This is a genomic window from Pseudomonas sp. NFACC24-1 (assembly GCF_900115235.1).
GTDB lineage: Bacteria > Pseudomonadota > Gammaproteobacteria > Pseudomonadales > Pseudomonadaceae > Aquipseudomonas > Aquipseudomonas fluorescens_AA.
This window is the reverse complement of the sequence record NZ_FOVS01000001.1, coordinates 333,253-352,556: the sequence shown is the minus strand read 5'-3', so window position 1 is coordinate 352,556 and position 19,304 is coordinate 333,253. Positions and strand designations below refer to the sequence as shown.

Here is a 19,304-nt window from a genome sequence, read left to right as displayed (position 1 = left end):
GTCGCGGAGCCAGGCCTGAATGCTCAATGTATTCCTGCGAAGTGTCGGCGCGCGTCCGGAGCTGCTGATCCTGACATTGATGGTGATGATCATCGCCATGCTGATCATCCCCCTGCCGACGGTGCTGGTGGATTTTCTCATCGGCCTGAACATCGTCATCTCGTTGTTGGTGTTCATGGGCTCGTTCTACATCGAGCGCATCCTCAGTTATTCGACGTTCCCGGCGCTGCTGCTGTTGACGACCTTGTTTCGCCTGGCCCTGTCGATCAGCACCAGCCGGCTGATTCTCAACCAGGCCGACGCCGGCGAGATCATCGCTTCCTTCGGTGACTTCGTGATCGGCGAAAGCCTGGTGGTGGGTTTCGTGATTTTTTCCATCGTCACCATTGTCCAGTTCATCGTGATTACCAAAGGCTCGGAGCGGGTGGCCGAAGTGGCGGCGCGCTTCTCCCTGGACGGCATGCCCGGCAAGCAAATGAGTATCGACGGCGACCTCAAGGCCGGCGCCATCGATGCGGCCCAGGCGCGGGAAAAACGCAGCGTGCTGGAGCGTGAAAGCCAGTTGTACGGTTCTTTCGACGGCGCGATGAAATTCATCAAGGGCGATGCCATCGCCGGCATCATCATTATCTTCGTCAACTTCATCGGCGGCATGGCCATCGGCGTCGGGCAACTGGGCATGGACCTGTCCACGGCCCTGTCGACCTACACCCTGTTGACCATCGGCGATGGCCTGGTCGCCCAGATCCCGGCGCTGCTGATCGCCATCGGCGCCGGCTTCATTGTCACCCGCGTCAATGGCGACGACAGCAACCTGGGGCGCAACATGCTCACCCAGATGCTGGGCAACCCATTCGTCCTGGGCGTCACCGCGTTGCTGGCGGTGGGCGTGGGTTTGCTGCCCGGTTTTCCACTGCTGACGTTTCTCTCGATCGCCGCGGTGCTGGGGCTGGTGGTGTTCGTGCGCCATCGCCGCGCCTCGCGCCCGGCTGGATCGGGGGAAAGCCGCAGCGAACCTGCCGAGGCCGGCGCGGGACCGGGAGAGTCGGGATTGATCGATGACGTCGACAACGTTGCGACCGAAACCATTGCCCTGATGCTGCTGGTGCCCCCGGCACGCCTGCAAGCGTTGGAGAAGGAGCGTTGGGCGGCGCGCTTTCGCAGCCAGTTTTTCGTCGATTACGGGCTGCGCATTCCCGAACCGCGGCTGCGGGCCAGCGAGGCGCTGCCGGTCCATCAAGTGGCGGTGCTGATCAATGAAGTGCGCGCCGAGCAGTTCGATATTCATTTCGAGCACTGGCGCCTGCTGGATTATTCCCCCGAGTTGGAACCGTTGGGCTTTGCCCTGGTGCGCGGCACCGACAGCAATCGCCTGGGCGGCGTCTGGGTTACGGCCGCCGACCGCGAGCGGGTGCAGCAGTTGGGTTATCACCTGCGGCCCGCCGACGAAGAATGTTATCGCTGCCTGGTCACGTTGCTGGCGCGCAACATCCAGGAGTTTTTCGGCGTGCAGGAAACCAAGCAGTTGCTCGACGAAATGGAAGCGCGGTACCCCGACCTGCTCAAGGAAGTCTATCGCCACGTCACGGTGCAGAAGATCGCCGAGGTGCTGCAACGCTTGATCGGTGAGCGCATCTCCGTGCGCAACATGAAGCTCATCCTCGAGTCCCTCGCCCATTGGGCCTCCCGGGAAAAAGATGTGCTGGCGCTGGTGGAGCACGTTCGCGGCGCGATGGCCCGCTACATCAGCAACAAGTTCGCCCAGGGCAACGACCTGCGGGTCTTGCTGTTGTCGGCGGAGTTCGAGGACGTGGTCCGCCGGGGTATCCGGCAAACCTCGGGCGGCAATTTCCTCAACCTGGAGCCGGCCGACTCGGAAGAGCTGATGGACCGTCTCAGTGTCGGCCTGGACAGCGTGCACATCGCCCACAAGGACATGGTGCTGCTGTGTTCGGTCGACGTGCGGCGCTACATCAAGAAACTGATCGAGGGACGTTTCCGGGAGCTGGACGTCATGTCGTTCGGCGAGGTTTCCGAGAATGTCTCGGTCAATGTCATCAAGACGCTTTGAGGAGATCTGCCCCATGTCGCACGCCTTTTTGCAGGCTGTTGAAACGCTGGATGAGCAGCCGTGACGATGCATGTCCACCTGGAAAGACGGGCGGCCCACCCCTTGCGTTTGAGCGGGCCATTGATCGAAGCGGCGCTGAGTGAGGTGGTGGTCGGCGAAATCTGTGAAGTGCGCCGGCATTGGCGTTCGCCCCAGGTCGCAGCCAGGGCGCAGGTCATCGGCTTCAAGCCCGGCGCGGTGCTGCTCAGTTTGCTGGGCGAGGCGAAAGGCTTGTCCCGGGAGTCGATGATCGTGCCCACCGGCTCGACTTTGCAGTTGACGTGCAGTGACGCCTTGCTCGGCAGCGTGGTTGATCCCCAGGGCGTTATCGTCGAGCGCCTGGCGCCGTCGACAGCGGTCGCCCAGCGCGATTGTGCGGTGGATGCCGACCCTCCGTCGTACCAGCAGCGGCGCCCGGTGGTGGAGCCGCTGCGCACCGGTATTCGTGTCATCGACGGCTTGCTGACCTGCGGCGTCGGCCAGCGTATCGGTATTTTCGCCGCCGCCGGTTCCGGCAAGACCACCTTGATCAACATGCTGATCGAACACACGGACGCGGAGGTTTTTGTCATTGGCCTGATTGGCGAACGTGGGCGTGAAGTCACCGAGTTCATCGAGCATCTGCGCCAGTCGCCCAAGCATGCCCGTTGCGTGGTGGTGTTCGCCACGTCGGATTTTTCCTCGGTGGATCGCTGCAACTCGGCGCTGCAGGCCACCACCATCGCCGAGTATTTTCGCGACCAGGGCCGGCGCGTGGTGCTGTTGCTGGATTCGTTGACCCGCTACGCCCGTGCGCGCCGCGACCTGGCCTTGGCCGCCGGTGAAGCACCGGCGCGGCGGGGTTATCCGGCCTCGGTGTTCGATGCCTTGCCGCGCCTGCTGGAACGTCCGGGCGTGACGGCGTCGGGCAGCATCACGGCCTGGTACACCGTGCTGCTGGAAAGTGACGACGAGCCGGATCCGATCGCCGAGGAGATTCGCTCCATTCTCGACGGCCACGTCTACCTGAGCCGGGCCTTGGCCGCCAAGGGGCATTACCCGGCCATCGATGTCTTGCGCAGCGTCAGTCGGGTGGCGACGCAGGTCACCACGCCAGAGGTCCGGCAATTGGCGGCCGCGACTCGCGACACCCTGGCGCGCCTTGAACAGCTGCAGGTGTTTCTCGACATGGGCGAGTACAGCCCGGGCGCGGACGCGGCCAATGACCACGCACTGCAACGTCGCGAAGCCCTCGACCAATGGTTGCGCCAGCCGACGGATCAATCCAGTGAGCCAGATGAAACCCTGCGGAGCCTGCATGAAATCATTGCTTGATCGACGACGCCTGCTGGCCTTCAGTCTGTTCCGTCGGCAACGCGGCGAGCAGGCCGTGTTGCGTGTCCAGCGTCAATTGCAGTCGCTGCGCCAGGAACAGTCCGCTTTCGAGGAACAAGAGGCGGCGCTGCAACGTTTGTTGAGCAGCCATCAAGCCAATGATTGTGTGCTGGATCACGGCCAGTTGTTGGCGCTGTTGCGCACCCAGGCGGTCATCCGGCGACGCATCGATCTGCTGCGTGTCGAGCGTGATCGCGTGGATCAGCAGTACCGGCAGGTCGAGCAACAGTTGCAGGCGCAGCGCGAGCAACTGCGTGGGCTGCAACGCAGACACGACAAGTATGCGCGGGGCGTTCAACAGCTGTTGCGTGGGCAGCGGCTTGAGGCGGTGCGCCGCGAAGAGCGAGAGCTGGAAGAGATGATCGGAGTGCGGCGATGAACGAGGTCTTTGCAGTGCCCACGGGGCCGGTCCAGGCCCTGGAACCCGTCGACGAAGCTCCGCTGGATGAGTTGCTGGACCAGCTCGTCCCGGTGCCAGAGGATGAACTGCCACAAGGTGTGCTGGACCTGATGACAGCGCTGATCCTGCCGCGGCGCCCCCTGATGGAAGCTGCCCTGACGCTGGCTGGGCAGGCGATGAAAGTGGGACAGGATATGCTGGCGGTTGAGCGCGATGAAGCCGGGCCGGTTGTCCGGGGTACGGAGGGGACCGAGCCCGCTGGCAGGCGATGGGTTGCTCGGGACACTCTGGCTTTTCCACAGGCAGGCGCGCCGTTCGGCAAGTTGACCCAACCAGGTTTGACGCAGCACCTGGAGCTTGTGGCCTCTGGCGTCGATAAAGCTGCGGTGTCGGCATCGATTGAGCCGCTGGTGGTGGAGCCGTTCACGGCACCCCGTCTCGACGAACAACCGTTGCCCCAGGTGCCGATGAGCGCTCAAGGCCCGCGCCAGACGCCGGCCGTTGCCCCACCGCCCCTCCCTTCACCGGCGCTGCCGCCGGCGCCGCCAATGCTTGAGGTCATGGTCGAGGCGCTGCCGGACACGGGCCGGGGCGTGCTGCAAGTACCGTTCAATAAAGGCGCTGCCAGCGGACAGATAACGATTACCCGGGTGCCCGAAGAACCCACTCGGAACCTGACGCTCAACCCCAGCAATACCCTGGTGTTCGAGCAACTCAAGGCGCCTTTCGAGCTGGCCCGGGAACCGGCCTGGCGGCTGGCCGACAGTGGCGGCGAGCAGTCGCGCCAGGGCTCGCATCAGGCGCCGGATGAGGAGCAGGACGAGCAGGCCGGGGAGCCGGCATGAGCGCGTTGCCGCTACGACGGGTCGAGCCGTTGGCCCATGCCCAGGCCCAGGCGCTTCAACGTTGGCGACGGGCCGGTCGTGGTACGGGGTTGAGCCAGGTGCCAGGGCATGACGGCTATTTGCGATTTTGCGCCCACGGCGACGGCGGCCACTGGCAAGGGTTGGTCGCGGCCCATGACTGGCTGTATCGCGCGCTTCCACAGTTGCAATCGTTACTGAAGGTGGAAACGTCGTTGATGAACATCGTCGAGCTGTTTCGGGCGTTGCCACGCCCCTTGCTGCTGGAGATGGAGGAGCTGCAGTACCGGGCGCTGTCCGACATCGAAGGCGTCGCCCCGGCGCAATTGCCCAGCCGCGAGCTGCCCTGGCTCGAAACCCCGCGGGGGCGCCTGTGGTTGCTGCAACTGCCGCCGACAGCCGTTGCCAGCGAGGGCTTGGGCGTCGATTCATGGCTGGACGATTTGCCGTTGCGCCTGGAGTTGATGCTCGGCATCAGCCACCTGAGCCGTGCCAGCCGGATGCGCCTGGAAGAGGGCGATGTCGTGCGCATCGTCCAGCATTCTCAGCGCTGTTGTCTGGCCGAGTACTGCCTTGGCACTTTCACATTTACCCAGGAGGGTCTACACATGCAACCGAGCGTGACCGATGCCAACGCGGATAACCCGCCAGAAACCGACGCGACGATCGACCTGGCAGCGCTCCCGGTGCGCCTGGAGTTCCTGCTCCCCTGTCATGAAACCGACCTGGCCACGTTGTCGCGCATCATCGACGGACAACTGATCCCGTTGACCGAGGACGCGTCGCGGCACATCGAGGTGCGGGCCAACGGCAAGCCGGTGGCCCGCGGGGAGCTGGTGCAGTTGGACGGTCAGTTGGGTGTCGAATTGCTCCAGGTCTATCGGGCCAGCGCCGATGAATGATGTCTCGCTGATCGCGCTGCTGGCGTTCGCGTCGCTGCTGCCGTTCCTGGTGGCGGCGGGTACTTGCTATCTCAAGTTCTCCATCGTGTTCGTCATCGTGCGCAACGCGTTGGGCTTGCAGCAGGTGCCATCGAACATGGCGCTCAATGCGATTGCCCTGATGCTGGCAATTTTCGTCATGACACCGGTCATGAAGCAGGGCCATGACTACTACAAGCGCGAGGCGGTGGCCTTTACCGATGTCGAGTCGGTGGTGAACTTCGCCGAGAACGGCCTGGGCAGTTACAAGGATTACCTGCGCAGGTACACCGACCCGGAGCTGGCGCAGTTTTTCGAGCGGGCCCAGGCGCTCCAGGATGAAACCGACACGGGCCTGCCTGCCGATGAAGAACTTGTGCCCTCGCTGTTTGCGCTGCTGCCGGCCTATGCCCTGAGTGAAATCAAGAGTGCCTTCAAGATTGGCTTCTACCTGTATTTACCCTTCGTGATCGTCGACCTGGTGATCTCCAGCATCCTGCTGGCGCTGGGCATGATGATGATGAGCCCGGTGATCATTTCCGTGCCGATCAAACTGGTGCTGTTCGTCGCGCTGGACGGTTGGGCGCTGCTGTCGACCGGGCTGGTCAAGCAATACCTGACCTTGCTGGCCTAGGTGCACCGATGAACGATCTGGTCTATGCCGGCAACAAAACCCTGTACCTGATCCTGCTGATGGTGGCCTGGCCGATCATCGTCGCCACCGTGGTCGGCCTGGTGGTCGGGTTGATCCAGACCGTGACCCAGTTGCAGGAGCAGACGCTGCCGTTTGGTTTCAAGCTGGTGGCGGTGGCTGCGTGCCTGTTTTTGCTCTCGGGCTGGTACGGCGAGACCCTGTTGGATTTCAGTCGTGAAGTTATCCGTCTGGCGTTGAGCTAGCCGATGTCGGTGGCGTTGTTTTTCGACCTGTATGGCTGGTTCGCCGCAGCGGTCCTGGGTGTGGCGCGCCTGGCACCGATTTTTTTCATGTTGCCGTTTCTCAACAGCGGCGTGCTCACCGGTGCCCCGCGTCAGGCGGTGATTGTGCTGGTGGCGCTGGGGTTCTGGCGTTATATCGGTGTGCCTACACCCGCCCTCGACAGCCTGGCGTTCCTCGGCCTGGTGCTGCGCGAGGCGAGCATCGGCGTGCTGTTGGGGGTGTTGTTGTGTTGGCCGTTCTGGCTGCTGCATGCCATGGGCAACCTGATCGACAACCAGCGCGGCGCCATGCTCAGCAGTACGGTGGATCCGGCGAACGGTGTCGACACCTCGGAGCTGGCGAATTTCCTGCAGTTGTTCGCGGCGGCGGTGTTCCTCGAAGGTGGCGGCATGCTGTTGATGCTCGAAACCGTCGCGCAGAGCTACCGCATTTGTGCGCCGGCCAACGACTGTGCGATGCATTTGCCGGCCATCCACGCACTACTGGATCTGCTGGTGAGCAAGACGCTGGTGATCAGTGCGCCGGTGGTGGCGACCTTGCTGGTCAGCGAGGCGCTGCTGGGTTTGCTCTCGCGCTATGCGCCGCAGATGAACGCTTTCTCCGTGTCGTTGACGGTCAAGAGCCTGGTGGCGTTGGTGGTGCTGATGCTGTACTTCGGCGTGCATCTGCCGGACGAAGTCTTGCGCATGGGCACGATGGCCGATGGGCTGGCGCAGTCTCTGGGCGGCGGGGAGGGCGGCCATGTCATCCAGCGCCTCGAAGACTGAAAAGCCCACCGCCAAGCGCTTGCGCGATGCCGCGCGCAAAGGGCAGACGTTCAAGGCCAAGGACCTGGTCATCACCTGCCTGACCCTCTGCGGCATCAGCTACATGGTTTTCAACAGCTCGTTGGTCGAGGTCATGGAGGTCTACCGGCGGATCGTCGCCAGCGATTTTGACGCTGACCTGCAAGCCTACTCGGTGATGCTGGTGCTGGTAGGGCTCAAGGCGTTGTTGCCGTTGCTGCTGGTGTGCGTGCTGACCAGTGCGCTGCCGGCGCTGTTGCAAAGCGGTTTTGCGTTGGCCAGCGAAGCGTTGAAACTGAATTTCGGTGCATTGAACCCGATCAATGGCTTCAAAAAACTGTTCAGCCTGCGCACGGTCAAGGACACGTTCAAGGCGCTGTTGTACCTGGGCTGCTTCGTCATGGCGCTGTGGATCGTCTGGGCCACGCAACGGCAATTGCTGTTCGCCCAGCTCTTCGCCCAGGCACCGGATCTGCTCGCGATCTGGGGGCATCTGTTGCTGGTGCTGGTGCTGGCGTTCCTGGCCTGCATCCTGTTGGTCGTGGTACTCGATGCCCTCAGCGAGTACTGGTTGTTCATGAAAGACCAGATGATGGACAAGGACTCGGTCAAGCGTGAGCACAAGGAGCAGGACGGCAACCCGCAGATCAAGGGACGCCGTCGCGACCTGCACATGGAGCTGCTATCGGAGCAGGTCAAATCCGACGTGCGCAGCTCGCGCATGATCATCGCCAACCCGACCCACATTGCCATCGGCGTGTATTTCCGCCCGGAAATCACTGTGCTGCCGTTCATCTCCGTGATGGAAACCAACCAACGTGCCCTGGCCGTCCGGGCGTACGCCAAGGAGGTCGGTGTGCCGGTGATCAACGACATCGCCCTGGCCCGACGGATCTTCCAGACCCACCAGCGCTACAGCTTCCTCCAGGTTCAGGAGATCGAGGAGGTGCTGCGCCTGTTGATCTGGCTGGAGCAGGTCGAACAGGCCTGAGGCCGACGCTTCTTCGAGACAATTCCTATCAACTATGCCGTACACCTGTGGCGAGGGGATTTATCCCCGCTCGAGTGCGCAGCGCTCGCCGCTTTTTTTGGGGCTGCTTCGCAGCCCAGCGGGGATAAATCCCCTCGCCACATGCCGCAGGACAGCCTTGCCAGTCCAGGGGCGAACCCCACGCGGATGAGCGCAATTTGGCAGCGTGACCTATCGGTGTTTTGGCCCAATGCACCGGTCAGCGACGCTGACGTTTTTTCAGGAGTGTGGCTGATGAGTCGCAACAACAAACAAGACGAGCAGGTGGCCCTGGACGTCGTCGACGCGGTGCTCGGTGGCGCGGCGTTGAAAGACGTGCAAGGCCTCAGTGACGAGCACATGGACAGTCTCTATGCCTTCGCCTTCCAGTTCTATGAACAGGGGCGGCTGGACGATGCCGAGAAGTTCTTTCACTTCCTGTGCATCTACGACTTCTACAACAGCCATTACTGGATGGGACTGGCGGCGGTGCACCAGCTCAAGCAAAACCACCAAAAGGCAATCGACCTGTATGCCATCGCGTTCGCCCAAGGCAAGGAGGACTACCGGCCAATGCTGTACGCCGGCCAGTGTCATCTGGCCCTGGGCAAGGTTGGCAAGGCCCGATTGTGTTTCGAGTACGTGCTCGAGCAGGCCGCGCAAGAAGATCTGCGCGAGCAGGCCAAGGTCTACCTCGACACCCTGGCCAACATGGAACTGCATGGTTCGGAGGACTGAACATGACTGACATTGCAAGCACCCGTAGCGCTCTATTCCCAGGGGGGATGAGCCGCACCGAAGCCTTTGAAAAATATGGCCCGGCTGCCAGCAAGGCCGCCAGGACCACGGATTATCAGGAAGCCGGTCGCAAAGCACTGGCGGACCTGATGTCAGTGAAGTACGAGGGGCACGATGGCCCGTTCGCCGCCGGAACTGGCCGCCCCGTGTTGCACGCGCCGCCGCCGCGAGCCGATGGCAACAAACAGGAAACCAATGGCGACCTGTTCACGCTGTTGATGGCGATGATCAGCGAGCTGATCGGTGAGGTCGACGTCAACAAACTGAAAAACCGTCTGGCGATGCTGCAGAGCATGGCCAGCGCCAGGCAGCAGGGCCAGGCCAACCTGTCGGCGGAGTACGCCGCTGCTGTCCAGGCGCTGGCCGATGCCGAGGGCCAGGTCGGGAACAGTCAGGAACAGCTCGACCAGCTGCGCGAACGCGTCCTGCATTTCCAGGGGCTGCTGGCCGACAGTGAGGCGCGACTGGCGCAGCTTGATCCCGAGTCGCCTGAGTACGCCCAGGAGCTGGCCCGCCGTGAGCAACTCCAGGGCGAGGTGGCGAGCCACACCCAGGCTTTCGACACGGCCGTGGATGCGCACTTGAAGCTGATCGAGGTCGCCAATGCCTTCGCCAGGACGTTGAGCGGGGTCGTCGCCAGAGTGGTGGTTTCCAGCGTCAGTGATCCGGCCAACAAGGAAACTGACGAGAAAGCCCTTAGCAGCAGTGCCCTGGCATTGCTCAATCGCTTGAAGATCATCGAGTTGCTCGGTGAGGCGGCGCAGAACAAGGAGGAGCTCAGCCAGGAGCTGTTCCAGGAGATGCAGTCCAGACTTCAGGAGCACATGAAGCGTGAATCGGATAAATACCTGGAACAGGTCCGCAAGGCCGAGGCCCTACAGAAAACCATGGGCTGCATCGGCAAGATCGTAGGCGCAGTATTGTCCGTCGTCGCCATCGTTGCCGGGGTCCTGACCGGCTGCGTGCCGCTGATCGTGGCAGGGGTGGTTGGCATTGCGATCATGTCTGCCGATGCGATAGTCGAGAAGGAAACCGGCAAGTCGTTCACGGCCGAAGCCATGAAACCGGTGACGATCGTCATGCAAGAAGCCATCAAGCGGTTCTCCGAGATCTACACCCAGCTGCTGATAGACGTGGGGGTCGACGAGGAAAAGGCCAAGGAAATCGGGCAGGTCGGCGGCATGATCCAGGGCGTTGTCTCGACGCTGGCGGCAGTCGCCCTGGTGGCCGTCGCCGGGGCGCAGGTGGCCGGGCCGGCGGCCAGCGCCGTCGCCTCGAAACTGGCCTCGGTGGCCTCCCAGGCCACTCCTGCCGCGATGCAAGCCATGAGGCAGGTGGCGACGTCGGTCGGCAAGACCCTGACGCAAATGCTCACGCAACTGCGCGGGTTCATCACCAACGGCGCCGATGCAGCCAAGCTGGCCGGTTACGCCGCGAAGCTGGAAATCGCCCAGGCCGTCACCGAATTCGGTCATGTCGCCGCGCAAGGCGTAATGCAAATCAAAAGCGGCCACCACCAGGCCCAGGCGGCCGTGCACCTGGCGGATGTGCGCGTGCGCATGGCGATCAGCGAGGAAATCAGCGCCTACCTCACTCAGGTGGTCGAGAACTACGGCCAGGCGATGCAGGAACGAACCCGCCAGATCGAACAGGTATTCGCCGATCTGCAACGCAGCCATTCCGCCAGCCTGCAAATGGCTCGGCGTATTTGAAACCCACTGGTAACAGGTATCTATGATGATCTCTATTCATGCTCCAACCCTCAGCGGTGTGCTTAAACAAGATTCAGTCGACGACGCGAGGCTGAGCGAGCGGACCGCCCAGCAACAGCTCTCCAGCGATCTTGAAGGCAGTTTCTTTTCGAACCCGGTGGTGCTCAACCGGATCGTCGCAACGCAGATACTGCGTAGCGACCCTTTCACGGCACCCTCGGCGGCTCAGCTCAAGGATGCAATCGATGCCTACCAGCCCACTCAATCGGATTGGGAGGACTTGGGCGTTGCTTTGACGCTGCTCAACGATGAAGTACGCAACGACCTGATATTCGACCCGGGTGCCTGGGAAAAACACGCCAACGTACTGGTGGCCGCGATCATTGCGCTGAACGTAGCCCGCGTGACCAACGCGCAACTGCGCGGCCATTTCACGGTCATGGCTTCCGAGGCGGCCAAGGCCCAGGGCGCGGCGATTATCGAGTCAGGCCAGGCAGCGTTGTACAGCGCCATCACTGGGGCAGTCGTCTCCGGGGCCGTTGCCGGGTTCGCCATGGTCAAGACCTTGCACGGTCATAGCCTCAAGCATGCGGATATCAATCTGCACAAACGCAACGCGATGGAGGCCGGCAACCTTGAGCGCGATCTCAAGCGTGATCGCTATCGTGACGACTGGGATCCGCAAACCCACTACAAGATCAACACGTTCGATGATTTCGGCCGCATCAAGACGGTCGATTTCCAACCCAAGGGCTCGTCACTGCCGACGGAGCAACAGGCTTGGTTCGACGCTGAAATCCTCAAGGCCCAGAAAGTCGGCCAGACCTCCGACTGGCTGAGCCAGATGGGCAGCAAAGGCATCGAAAAGAAGCTGGAAATAGGCCGCGCCCTCAGCGCCATGTCGATGAACCTGGGCCAAGTGCTGTCGAAGCTCGTTGGCTTGAGCGAGCACACCGCCCGTGAGAAGGACGTTCTGCAACAAAGCGCACAGAACAGCCAGAAAGCCCTGAGCGACGAAGTCAGCCAGAAGGACGCAGCCGAAGCGGCGTTGCTGCAAAAACTGATGGAGATCGTGATGCAGCTGTTCCAGTCCCGTGCCGCCATCATTCAAAGCCTGACGGCTTGAGAGGATCTGACCTGATGATCATTCACGGTTCCACATCCACCCACCCGCAACCCGTCGACCTGTGTACTGCGAGCCCTGCACCGACACCGCCTGAAATGCCGGCTGCCAATCCAGTCGTCGCAAACCCTGCGGCGTCTTTGGAGCGCTCGCTCAAGACCCTCGATCGTCATCTGGAGCGTGCGCTGATCTGCTCGCAGGAAATCACCCGGGCCGCCGACCGACTGGCGGCCGAAGGGCCGGAGAAAGGCGCCCTGGCGAACTTCGTCGAACAGACCCACGCCAAGCGTATTCGCGCCGAAATGTGGACCCTGCAATTGCGCCAATGCTGCGCCGTAATAGCCCACACCCTGGAAACGGCGCCGCTGAATGAAACACAGCGCCAGCAACTCGATGACCAACAAAGCGAAATATTGCGCAGCCTCAAGCAGTCCATCGAGCAGAGCGCACCGCCGGAAATCGCCGAGGCCTTGGATGCCACGATTAATTCCTCGAACGACTTCTTTGAAAAGCTCCTGGAACTGATCGACCTGATCAAGAACGGCTACCTGGCCGGCTACGAACACATCATCTCGGCCTACTCGGACTTCTTCTCCGACTTCAACACCGAAATCACCGCGATGATGAAGGATTGGGTCGAAGGGGTTAACGACGGTAAAGAGGTCGAGTTAAGTGCAGGCCCGTTGCGCGAGGCACTGGAAAAACTGATTGCAAAATATTCCCTGCCCAACCCTGCCGCCATGCTCTTTCCGGCACCCCCCGATACCGGAGCGAGCAAGGAAGAGGCGGAAAAATGGCTCAAGGCGCTGGGCCTGCCTGACAGTTGCCTTCAGCAGAATCCCAAGCCGAACGGTCCCTGGTGTGTGGTCATCGATCTCGGGCCTTTGAATGTGATGCACAACGGGCTGAAGGATTATGGCGACAAGGTAAAGCTCGATACGGCCGCATTCAACGCCTGGCAAACCGGCTTCAACGCCCAGGAGGAACTTCTGAAAAACAGATTGCAGTCCTTCACGCAGAAGTATTCGAACGCCAACGCTTATCACGATAACTTCAATAAGACTTTGTCGGCGCATTTGAATCAGTTTGGGGATATGTTGCGGGCGATGTTGAATTTTTAATGCTCCTGAATAAGCGGTGACCAATGAATTCGTCAGTGACTGAAAGATGTGTCGAAACAGAAGTGATAAGGCTGCTGTCCGGTTACTTTTCGACGGTGCCGAGGAGCCTCAGTGGTAATTCGCGGTTAGTCGAGGATCTGAATTTTGATTCGGTGGATCTAGTGGAAGTAGTCATGCTTGTTGAAGGAGTATTTAAGGTTGAATTGTCTGCGGATGAAATAGAGCGATGGAGGTTTGTGAGCGATATTGTTGGATTGGTAATGGCAAAAGAAAAAGACTAAATTTAATTTTGGTAGTTTGGTTGAGCTGTGGTGAAATAACTGTTTATGGTCTTGTGAGGGGGGTAAAGCTTTCCGTATGTTCTGGTCAATTCTATGAGTGTTTGACTGTGTTAGTAAGTGCGAATGCTGGTGCGCGCCTCTTTAGTTGACTTGTCTTGCGGATTAATAAAAATAAGTACATAGAAGAGCTGATAAGATTGCATATCTGTTTGCCATGTTGACACTCAAAAAACGAAAAGCGTAAGAGTTGTTTCTAAGTTATTGTTGCAGTTGTTTGTTGTGTCAAGCCACGTGAGGACGGCGACGCCTCACGTGGCTGTTTTGTCTTAGTAATAAGGCATTCAAGCCTATAGAGAGTATTTAGCTAGCAGTCTGTCTGCGGTTGATGCCAATCTGGAGCCCTAGGTCAGGCGCGAGCATTTGCAGATCTCGAAAGTTTTCTAGTCGTTCCCTGTTCTTGGTGGCGCCAATCTATTATCTGCTTTTCGGATGCGTGAAATTCGATATTGGACCCAGAAAATTCCAAGTCAGGATGCTGCTGTTGCAATGACTTTAAAACTTCCCCATGGCTTTGATGGAATAGCACGAGCTGCTCGGAGCCTTCCGGGCAGTAACGCTCCGTGGCGTCCGCCATTCGCTTGTATAGATCAGACTGATTAACCACAGCGAGATTGCTAGGAACATAAGGGCGATTAGCGGCGACCGCTTCAGCGATTGGGAATGTTTCCGAAAAAGTATGGTATCCGCCAAAGTTCATGAAAGCTGCTATACCTAATCCAGCAGGCAGTACCAGCTCTGCGTTGCCATAAATTCGCTGCGGGTTCAATGTGGAAAGTGCTAACAAAATATCACAAGTGCCACCTGAATGTGCACCGGCGGAGGGTAAACCTTTTAAATTGCTTTCCATTGCAAATGTGCCGAAAAGCTGCCAGCGATTGATACCTGTGCCGTGTAACATCGCATACTGGTCCAACATCTCTGCTATGCCTAGCTCGGCATAGGCCTCCGGAACATTTTCCATGTCTAGTTCTGACATCGTAAACGGTCTGGTGAGATCTGCTATGGGCGCATTTTCACGGGCGATTGCATTAATATTCTGATTACGATCACCTAGTGCTGCGCGCAAGGCCGCCTGTTCAGCGCTATCAGGGTCAACCGTATTCTGCACAACTTGACCAAAACCTAATCCAAATTTGGCAGCGTCTTCATAAACGCCATTGACACGTCGTAGTTCTCCGTCTAATTCGACCATTGGCATACGTTCGCTGCGGGCCCGACTAAGCGGACTGTCAAAGGTAGGTGTACGGGTTTTACTAGAAAACTCTTTAAATCTATCGAAGAAGTCGTCTGCCTGAACATCGAAAGCAGCCTCGCGCAGCAAGGCGACGCACGCTGCAATGTTGGCTTCCTTATGTTTCGCATATAGTTCAGGATGACCTTGATTTTCCACCGGATTCATTAATTGCCAAACTGTAGTACCAAAAGCACTTAGGGCTCGGATCTTGGTCAATAATTCAACGTGGCTTTGTTTGCCTGATCCGTCGAGTCTACCCTGTAATGGTGTGCTCAGAGTCTCCACAAGCCATGGGTGAAATGCTTGATCGGAAGTCATCTGCCGACCAATTTGATCTGATTGTGTTGATAAGGGCTGAATGGAATCATTTAATAAACTCCGTAGAGTTTGTTCCTTTCCTTGAAAATACACGAGGGTTTCTCCGGCGCGACTCTGTTCGCTTAAACCTCGCTGCAAAAGTATCGCTAGTTCCTTCGCATGTTCGTCGAACACATCACCTATTTTACCTGGCTGGCCCAGCAACGACATACTGGCACCAGCCTCAAAGAATTTACTGTTGCTAATGGCCTGCTTTTGCGCATCTGAAAGAGTTACTCCCTCTGGACTGCTCCTCGCGACACTTTCCGGTTTACCATTTGCATCCATGCCATAGATTGCATTCAGCGATGCGCCCGATCTGGAAATGAACATGTTGTATCCTCTTGAGAATGTTTTTACATACTGAAATAAACGCTTGGTTCGCGCATTCAAAAAAAGCTCATTGCTGTCTCGGTATTCACATCTTTCTCTTTGACATTATCAGTCTGATGTTATGCTTTTTTGAAGCATGAATAGCCGACGCTTAGTGGTGATGGGGTTCCAGCTGAAGCAGGTCCTGAGAAATGAAAATGTCGTCAAAGGGGGAAGCGGTGAAGCAAGATTATTAAATAAATCTGTTGGAGAATTTTCCTACATTTGTTGTTGTGTTTTCTTCAGTAAACTAGGTGATTGCCCTACGGAATCCCCCCACACATCTTCCTATAGTCACGCAGCTCGTCATCCCGAGCCTGTCTACCCGACAGGCTCGATCGCGCTTCAGTAACTTTCTATAGAGAAGTTTCAAAGTATGGACAGTGCAACTGATCAACCGCTGGTCGAGTCATTCATTTTTGACCACTGGCTATTGCAAAGCGATGGAACGCTGATGCGAGATGGACAAGGAGTTCATGTTCCCCCCAAAGAGCTGCACGTACTGCGCCTGTTGTTGAAGTCGGCGGGTACGGTCGTCAGCAAGGATTATCTGCTGGACCATGTCTGGCCTCGGATGGATGCCGCAGAGGAGTCGCTGACGCGCTGTATCTACGCCTTGCGCAAGTTGCTCAAGGACAACAAGGACTACATTGCGACCGTCTACGGCCAGGGCTATCGGTTCACCGGGCCGGTGGTCGAGCTCGACGGGGCGAGCCAGGGGCAGGCGGTGGGGCCTTCGCTGGCGGTGTTGCCCTTTCGCCACTTGGACGAGACGGCGGCGCTGGATCTGCAGGATGTGCTCATCCGTCAGTTGAGCACAGCGTTCGGCGAGGCCTTGCATGTGATGCCCTCTGGGGTGATGGCGGCCTGTGGGGCTTCGCACGATGTGCGTTCGCTGGCCGGGCGGTTGTCGGCGGATTATTGCTTGAGCGGGCGGTTCATCGGTGTCGGCGGGCAGCGCCATTGGTCGGTCGAGTTGATCCGTGGCAGCGATCAGGCCCTGCTGCATGGGCAGACGCTGGATGCCAGCGACACCGGGGAGGCGCTTGGCGTCTTGACCTGTATGGTCGCCCAGCGCGTACCCGGCTTGCGTCCGGTGGGGGAGCGCTGTGGGTCTTATGCGGCGGCGGTGGCGTATCTCAATGGCTTGTGCAGCGTGCAGCAGCACACCGCGCAAAGCCTGCGCGATGCCGCTGTGCTGTTCAGGCAATGCCTGAAACTCGATGCTGGCTACGCGCCGCCCTGGTGCGGCCTGGCGGATGTGTGGTTAGGGCAGTTGCTGATGGGTCAAGGGGATCAGGGGCACGTCATCGAAGAGGCTCACTCGGCGGTTTCCAATGCCTTGGCGCTGGACCCGGGCAGCATCCCGGCATTGACGCGCCTGGCATTGCTCACCAGTTTGCGCGGCTGCGAGCAGGCGGCCGAGGTGCTGTTCCGTCGCTGCCTGTGGTCGGCCGATCAGGTTGACGTGCTGTATTTTCAGGCCTGGCATCACTGGTTCTGGCGACGCAACGAGCAGGCGGCGCAGTTGATCGACCAGTGTCTGCGGCATGACCCCGGTTGTGTCCGGGCGCAGATCCTGCGAGTGCGCATTCATGAACAGCTGACGTGGATCAGCGAGCGGCGCCTGGCATGAAGCGGCGCGGGAACAAATGGCTATGCTTGCCGATGTGCCTTGGCTTGGGGCTGGGCATGACCCAGGCGCACGCCTGGTGCTGGAGCGAGGCAGGGCGGTTGCACGCCATCGAACCCGAGTTGCTGCAAGCGATTGCGGCAGTCGAGTCGGGCATGCTGCCGGATGCCGTCCACCACAACAGCAATGGCACCCGCGATATCGGCCTGATGCAGATCAACAGTATCCACCTGCCTCGATTGAAGGCCCAGGGCATTACCGAGCAGCGCCTGTTGCAGGAGCCTTGCCTGTCGGTGGAAGTCGGTGCGCAGGTACTGGCCGGATTCATCGCACGCTACGGCTATAACTGGACGGCGGTCGGCGCCTACAACGCCGGCAACTCACCCCATCGCCAGGTCGCGCGATTGCGCTATGCGCGCAAGGTCTGGCGGCGCTATCGAGTGCTGACCCAGGGCCAGCCAGAGCGATCATTGGTCGATGTGTCGGATCGATGAGCTGAACCGCAGCCCTCTCAAAATCACTTAACAGGTGGCCCTATTGTGTCGCCAGGTGCTGGGGCCGTTTCGCGCCCCGGCGGGAGCAAGCTCCCCCGCCACAATGTGCATGCCGCAGGGGCGTGATACTTCGTGAAACGATCGGTACGGGAATCTGATCCCCTGCAAGGCGCAACCGGCAGATTTCGATCAGGAAGCCTGTTTTCGGGGTGCCTACCATGGCGGCTCATTCCATTGCCCTGGAGCTTGGACGGTGACAGTCCCGACGGCCACCACGCTACAGCCTTGCGTTCTGCGGATACTCAATGGTCCGTTGCAAGGCTGTGAATTCCCGCTTGGCGAAGGCCCGACCCTGTTCGTGGTCGGGCCTGTGGATTGGCTCGGGAATGGCGCGCCTGGGGCCAGCGTTCCCGAGGAAGCCATTTTCGTTCCTCTGGAGGCGGGCGGCTGCAATTTCGAGGTGCTGGCCGACCAGGCCACGGCAGACGGCTTGCCGGTGCGGTTGCTCGGCGATTCAGTCGCGGTACGCCACTGCGGGTTTCAGACCCGGGTGCAGATCGGTGCCTTGCACATCGCCTTGCGCCCCGAGGATCAAGCTTGGCGTGCCGAGTGTCTCGACCCATCCCCCTTGTCGCCAACCGTTGCCACTGCGTTCATCGATGGCCGTGGTCACTGGTTGCGCTGGGCTGGCTGCGGGCTGGCGTTGGCGGCGTTGGTCGTAGTGGTCGGTTTCTGGACCATGCCGGGGACCGCGCCTGAAACCGATGTCCGTGCGTTGATTGGCGGCGCCAGTGCGCAGGTCCAGGTGCTGCCGGGGCGTGATCGTTCGGTCTACGTGTTCGTGGCTTCCGAGCGTGATGCCGGTTGGAGCCGACAGGTGCTGGCGCGCCACGGCACCCTGGACGGCAGGGTGTTGGTGAAGGATCAGGAACGCCGCCGACTGGAGCAGGTGTTGATCGACCACGATCCGCAATTGGCCTGGCATTTCCTCGACCTCAGGGATCCAGCGTTGCCGCGTCTGCTACTCAGCGGGCAGCGCAACCTGCTGACGCCCGACCGGCAGGCAAGCCTGATTGATACGTTGCGCGCGGCGGCGCCTTATGCCCGTGACGTCCTGCTGCAAGAACAGGATGACCAACTGCTGGTCGGTCTTGCACAGGCCGGTTTGCAGCGTCTTGCACTGGCTTTCAATCGGGTCGAGCACGAGGACGGCGTCACGTTCGCCGTCGTGGGCAACCTGCAGGATTCCGAACTGGCCGCCGCTCGCCAGTATGTCGACAGTTTTTACCGGCAATGGGGTGATCGCTACGTGCATTTCACTGTCGCGCTCAAGGACGACTCGCTCAAGGGCAATTCGTTTCAAACCGGCCCCCAGGGCTACGTCAAGACGGGGTCCTCGTCCTGGCATTTTCTAAATCAGACAGAGTAGGTGACGCATGGCTGGTATCGGACTCCCCATCACATTTCCCGATGATTTTCTCGGCGAGCAGGCGCAGGCATTTGAAGTCGGCGCGCAGAAGCTCAAGGAGGCCCTGGACATTGCACTGGATAAGCTCAAAACCGATGCTTCGGACCCGGGGCTACTGGCGGCTTATCAGACGGCGTTTTCGTCGTACACGGTTTTCCGCAACGCCCAGACCAACACGATCAAGGGTTTCAAGGATATCGACATGGCGATCATCCAGGCGGCTCGTTGACGCGGGTTCCTTTTGACCGGCCAT

At 59.7% G+C, this 19,304-nt stretch carries 19 protein-coding genes; 18 read left to right on the top strand and 1 reads right to left on the bottom strand.

Translation table 11 applies throughout. The annotated features are described in order from the left end of the window. The first annotated feature begins 19 nt into the window (after window positions 1-19). The 14 genes from BM317_RS01690 to BM317_RS01625 all read left to right on the top strand — a co-directional run bounded on the left by BM317_RS01690 (window position 20) and on the right by BM317_RS01625 (window position 13,433). Window positions 20-2,071: an EscV/YscV/HrcV family type III secretion system export apparatus protein gene (locus BM317_RS01690; protein WP_092472859.1), complete on the top strand. Its 2,052-nt coding sequence runs from the start codon at window positions 20-22 to the stop codon at window positions 2,069-2,071. Window positions 2,072-2,137: 66 nt separating this feature from the next. Then, the gene (gene sctN / locus BM317_RS01685) at window positions 2,138-3,424 is read left to right on the top strand and encodes a type III secretion system ATPase SctN (protein WP_092472858.1); all 1,287 of its coding nucleotides are present in this window, start codon (window positions 2,138-2,140) and stop codon (window positions 3,422-3,424) included. Beyond that, window positions 3,408-3,863: a type III secretion protein gene (locus tag BM317_RS01680; RefSeq protein ID WP_092472856.1), complete on the top strand. Its 456-nt coding sequence runs from the start codon at window positions 3,408-3,410 to the stop codon at window positions 3,861-3,863. Before sctN ends, BM317_RS01680 begins: the two co-directional genes overlap by 17 nt. After that, a complete protein-coding gene (locus tag BM317_RS01675; RefSeq protein ID WP_092472854.1) occupies window positions 3,860-4,729 on the top strand; it encodes a SpaN/EivJ family type III secretion system needle length determinant in 870 nt (289 codons plus the stop codon). Before BM317_RS01680 ends, BM317_RS01675 begins: the two co-directional genes overlap by 4 nt. Continuing rightward, the gene (locus BM317_RS01670; RefSeq protein ID WP_092472852.1) at window positions 4,726-5,649 is read left to right on the top strand and encodes a FliM/FliN family flagellar motor switch protein; all 924 of its coding nucleotides are present in this window, start codon (window positions 4,726-4,728) and stop codon (window positions 5,647-5,649) included. Before BM317_RS01675 ends, BM317_RS01670 begins: the two co-directional genes overlap by 4 nt. Then, window positions 5,642-6,301 (top strand): EscR/YscR/HrcR family type III secretion system export apparatus protein, encoded by a 660-nt coding sequence (locus BM317_RS01665; RefSeq protein ID WP_092166724.1) that lies wholly within the window; start codon window positions 5,642-5,644, stop codon window positions 6,299-6,301. The genes BM317_RS01670 and BM317_RS01665 overlap by 8 nt, the downstream gene beginning before the upstream one ends. A gap of 8 nt (window positions 6,302-6,309) precedes the next feature. Beyond that, the gene (locus tag BM317_RS01660) at window positions 6,310-6,564 is read left to right on the top strand and encodes an EscS/YscS/HrcS family type III secretion system export apparatus protein (protein ID WP_092472850.1); all 255 of its coding nucleotides are present in this window, start codon (window positions 6,310-6,312) and stop codon (window positions 6,562-6,564) included. A 3-nt stretch (window positions 6,565-6,567) separates the two neighbouring features. After that, complete coding sequence (gene sctT, locus BM317_RS01655; RefSeq protein ID WP_092472848.1) at window positions 6,568-7,371, top strand: type III secretion system export apparatus subunit SctT; 804 nt, start codon at window positions 6,568-6,570, stop codon at window positions 7,369-7,371. Beyond that, window positions 7,346-8,380, top strand: coding sequence for an EscU/YscU/HrcU family type III secretion system export apparatus switch protein (locus tag BM317_RS01650; RefSeq protein ID WP_092472846.1), 1,035 nt, complete (start codon window positions 7,346-7,348; stop codon window positions 8,378-8,380). The genes sctT and BM317_RS01650 overlap by 26 nt, the downstream gene beginning before the upstream one ends. Window positions 8,381-8,653: 273 nt before the next feature. After that, window positions 8,654-9,136, top strand: a complete 483-nt coding sequence (sicA, locus tag BM317_RS01645; protein WP_092166718.1) for a type III secretion system translocator chaperone SicA — start codon at window positions 8,654-8,656, stop codon at window positions 9,134-9,136. A gap of 2 nt (window positions 9,137-9,138) precedes the next feature. After that, window positions 9,139-10,908, top strand: coding sequence for a type III secretion system translocon subunit SseC family protein (sctE, locus tag BM317_RS01640; RefSeq protein WP_092472844.1), 1,770 nt, complete (start codon window positions 9,139-9,141; stop codon window positions 10,906-10,908). A 25-nt stretch (window positions 10,909-10,933) separates the two neighbouring features. Continuing rightward, window positions 10,934-12,034, top strand: a complete 1,101-nt coding sequence (locus BM317_RS01635; protein WP_139236000.1) for an IpaC/SipC family type III secretion system effector — start codon at window positions 10,934-10,936, stop codon at window positions 12,032-12,034. A gap of 14 nt (window positions 12,035-12,048) precedes the next feature. Then, complete coding sequence (locus tag BM317_RS01630) at window positions 12,049-13,152, top strand: IpaD/SipD/SspD family type III secretion system needle tip protein (RefSeq protein ID WP_092472840.1); 1,104 nt, start codon at window positions 12,049-12,051, stop codon at window positions 13,150-13,152. Between the two features lie 23 nt (window positions 13,153-13,175). Further along, window positions 13,176-13,433 (top strand): acyl carrier protein, encoded by a 258-nt coding sequence (locus BM317_RS01625; protein ID WP_139235999.1) that lies wholly within the window; start codon window positions 13,176-13,178, stop codon window positions 13,431-13,433. Window positions 13,434-13,839: 406 nt separating this feature from the next. On the opposite strand, the gene BM317_RS01620 is transcribed toward BM317_RS01625, so the two are convergent. Continuing rightward, window positions 13,840-15,417: a hypothetical protein gene (locus tag BM317_RS01620; RefSeq protein WP_092472836.1), complete on the bottom strand. Its 1,578-nt coding sequence runs from the start codon at window positions 15,415-15,417 to the stop codon at window positions 13,840-13,842. A 493-nt stretch (window positions 15,418-15,910) separates the two neighbouring features. Here BM317_RS01620 and BM317_RS01615 point away from each other — a divergent pair, with 493 nt between their 5' ends. The 4 genes from BM317_RS01615 to sctF all read left to right on the top strand — a co-directional run bounded on the left by BM317_RS01615 (window position 15,911) and on the right by sctF (window position 19,280). Further along, window positions 15,911-17,092, top strand: a complete 1,182-nt coding sequence (locus BM317_RS01615; protein WP_256574015.1) for a winged helix-turn-helix domain-containing protein — start codon at window positions 15,911-15,913, stop codon at window positions 17,090-17,092. Between the two features lie 56 nt (window positions 17,093-17,148). Next, the gene (locus tag BM317_RS01610) at window positions 17,149-17,583 is read left to right on the top strand and encodes a transglycosylase SLT domain-containing protein (protein WP_256574014.1); all 435 of its coding nucleotides are present in this window, start codon (window positions 17,149-17,151) and stop codon (window positions 17,581-17,583) included. A 253-nt stretch (window positions 17,584-17,836) separates the two neighbouring features. Beyond that, on the top strand, window positions 17,837-19,012 hold the full coding sequence (locus tag BM317_RS01605) for a PrgH/EprH family type III secretion apparatus protein (RefSeq protein ID WP_092472834.1): 1,176 nt from the start codon (window positions 17,837-17,839) through the stop codon (window positions 19,010-19,012). A 7-nt stretch (window positions 19,013-19,019) separates the two neighbouring features. Then, entirely contained in the window at window positions 19,020-19,280 is a 261-nt protein-coding gene (gene sctF, locus BM317_RS01600; protein ID WP_092166693.1) for a type III secretion system needle filament subunit SctF, read from the top strand. Window positions 19,281-19,304: the final 24 nt, after the last annotated feature.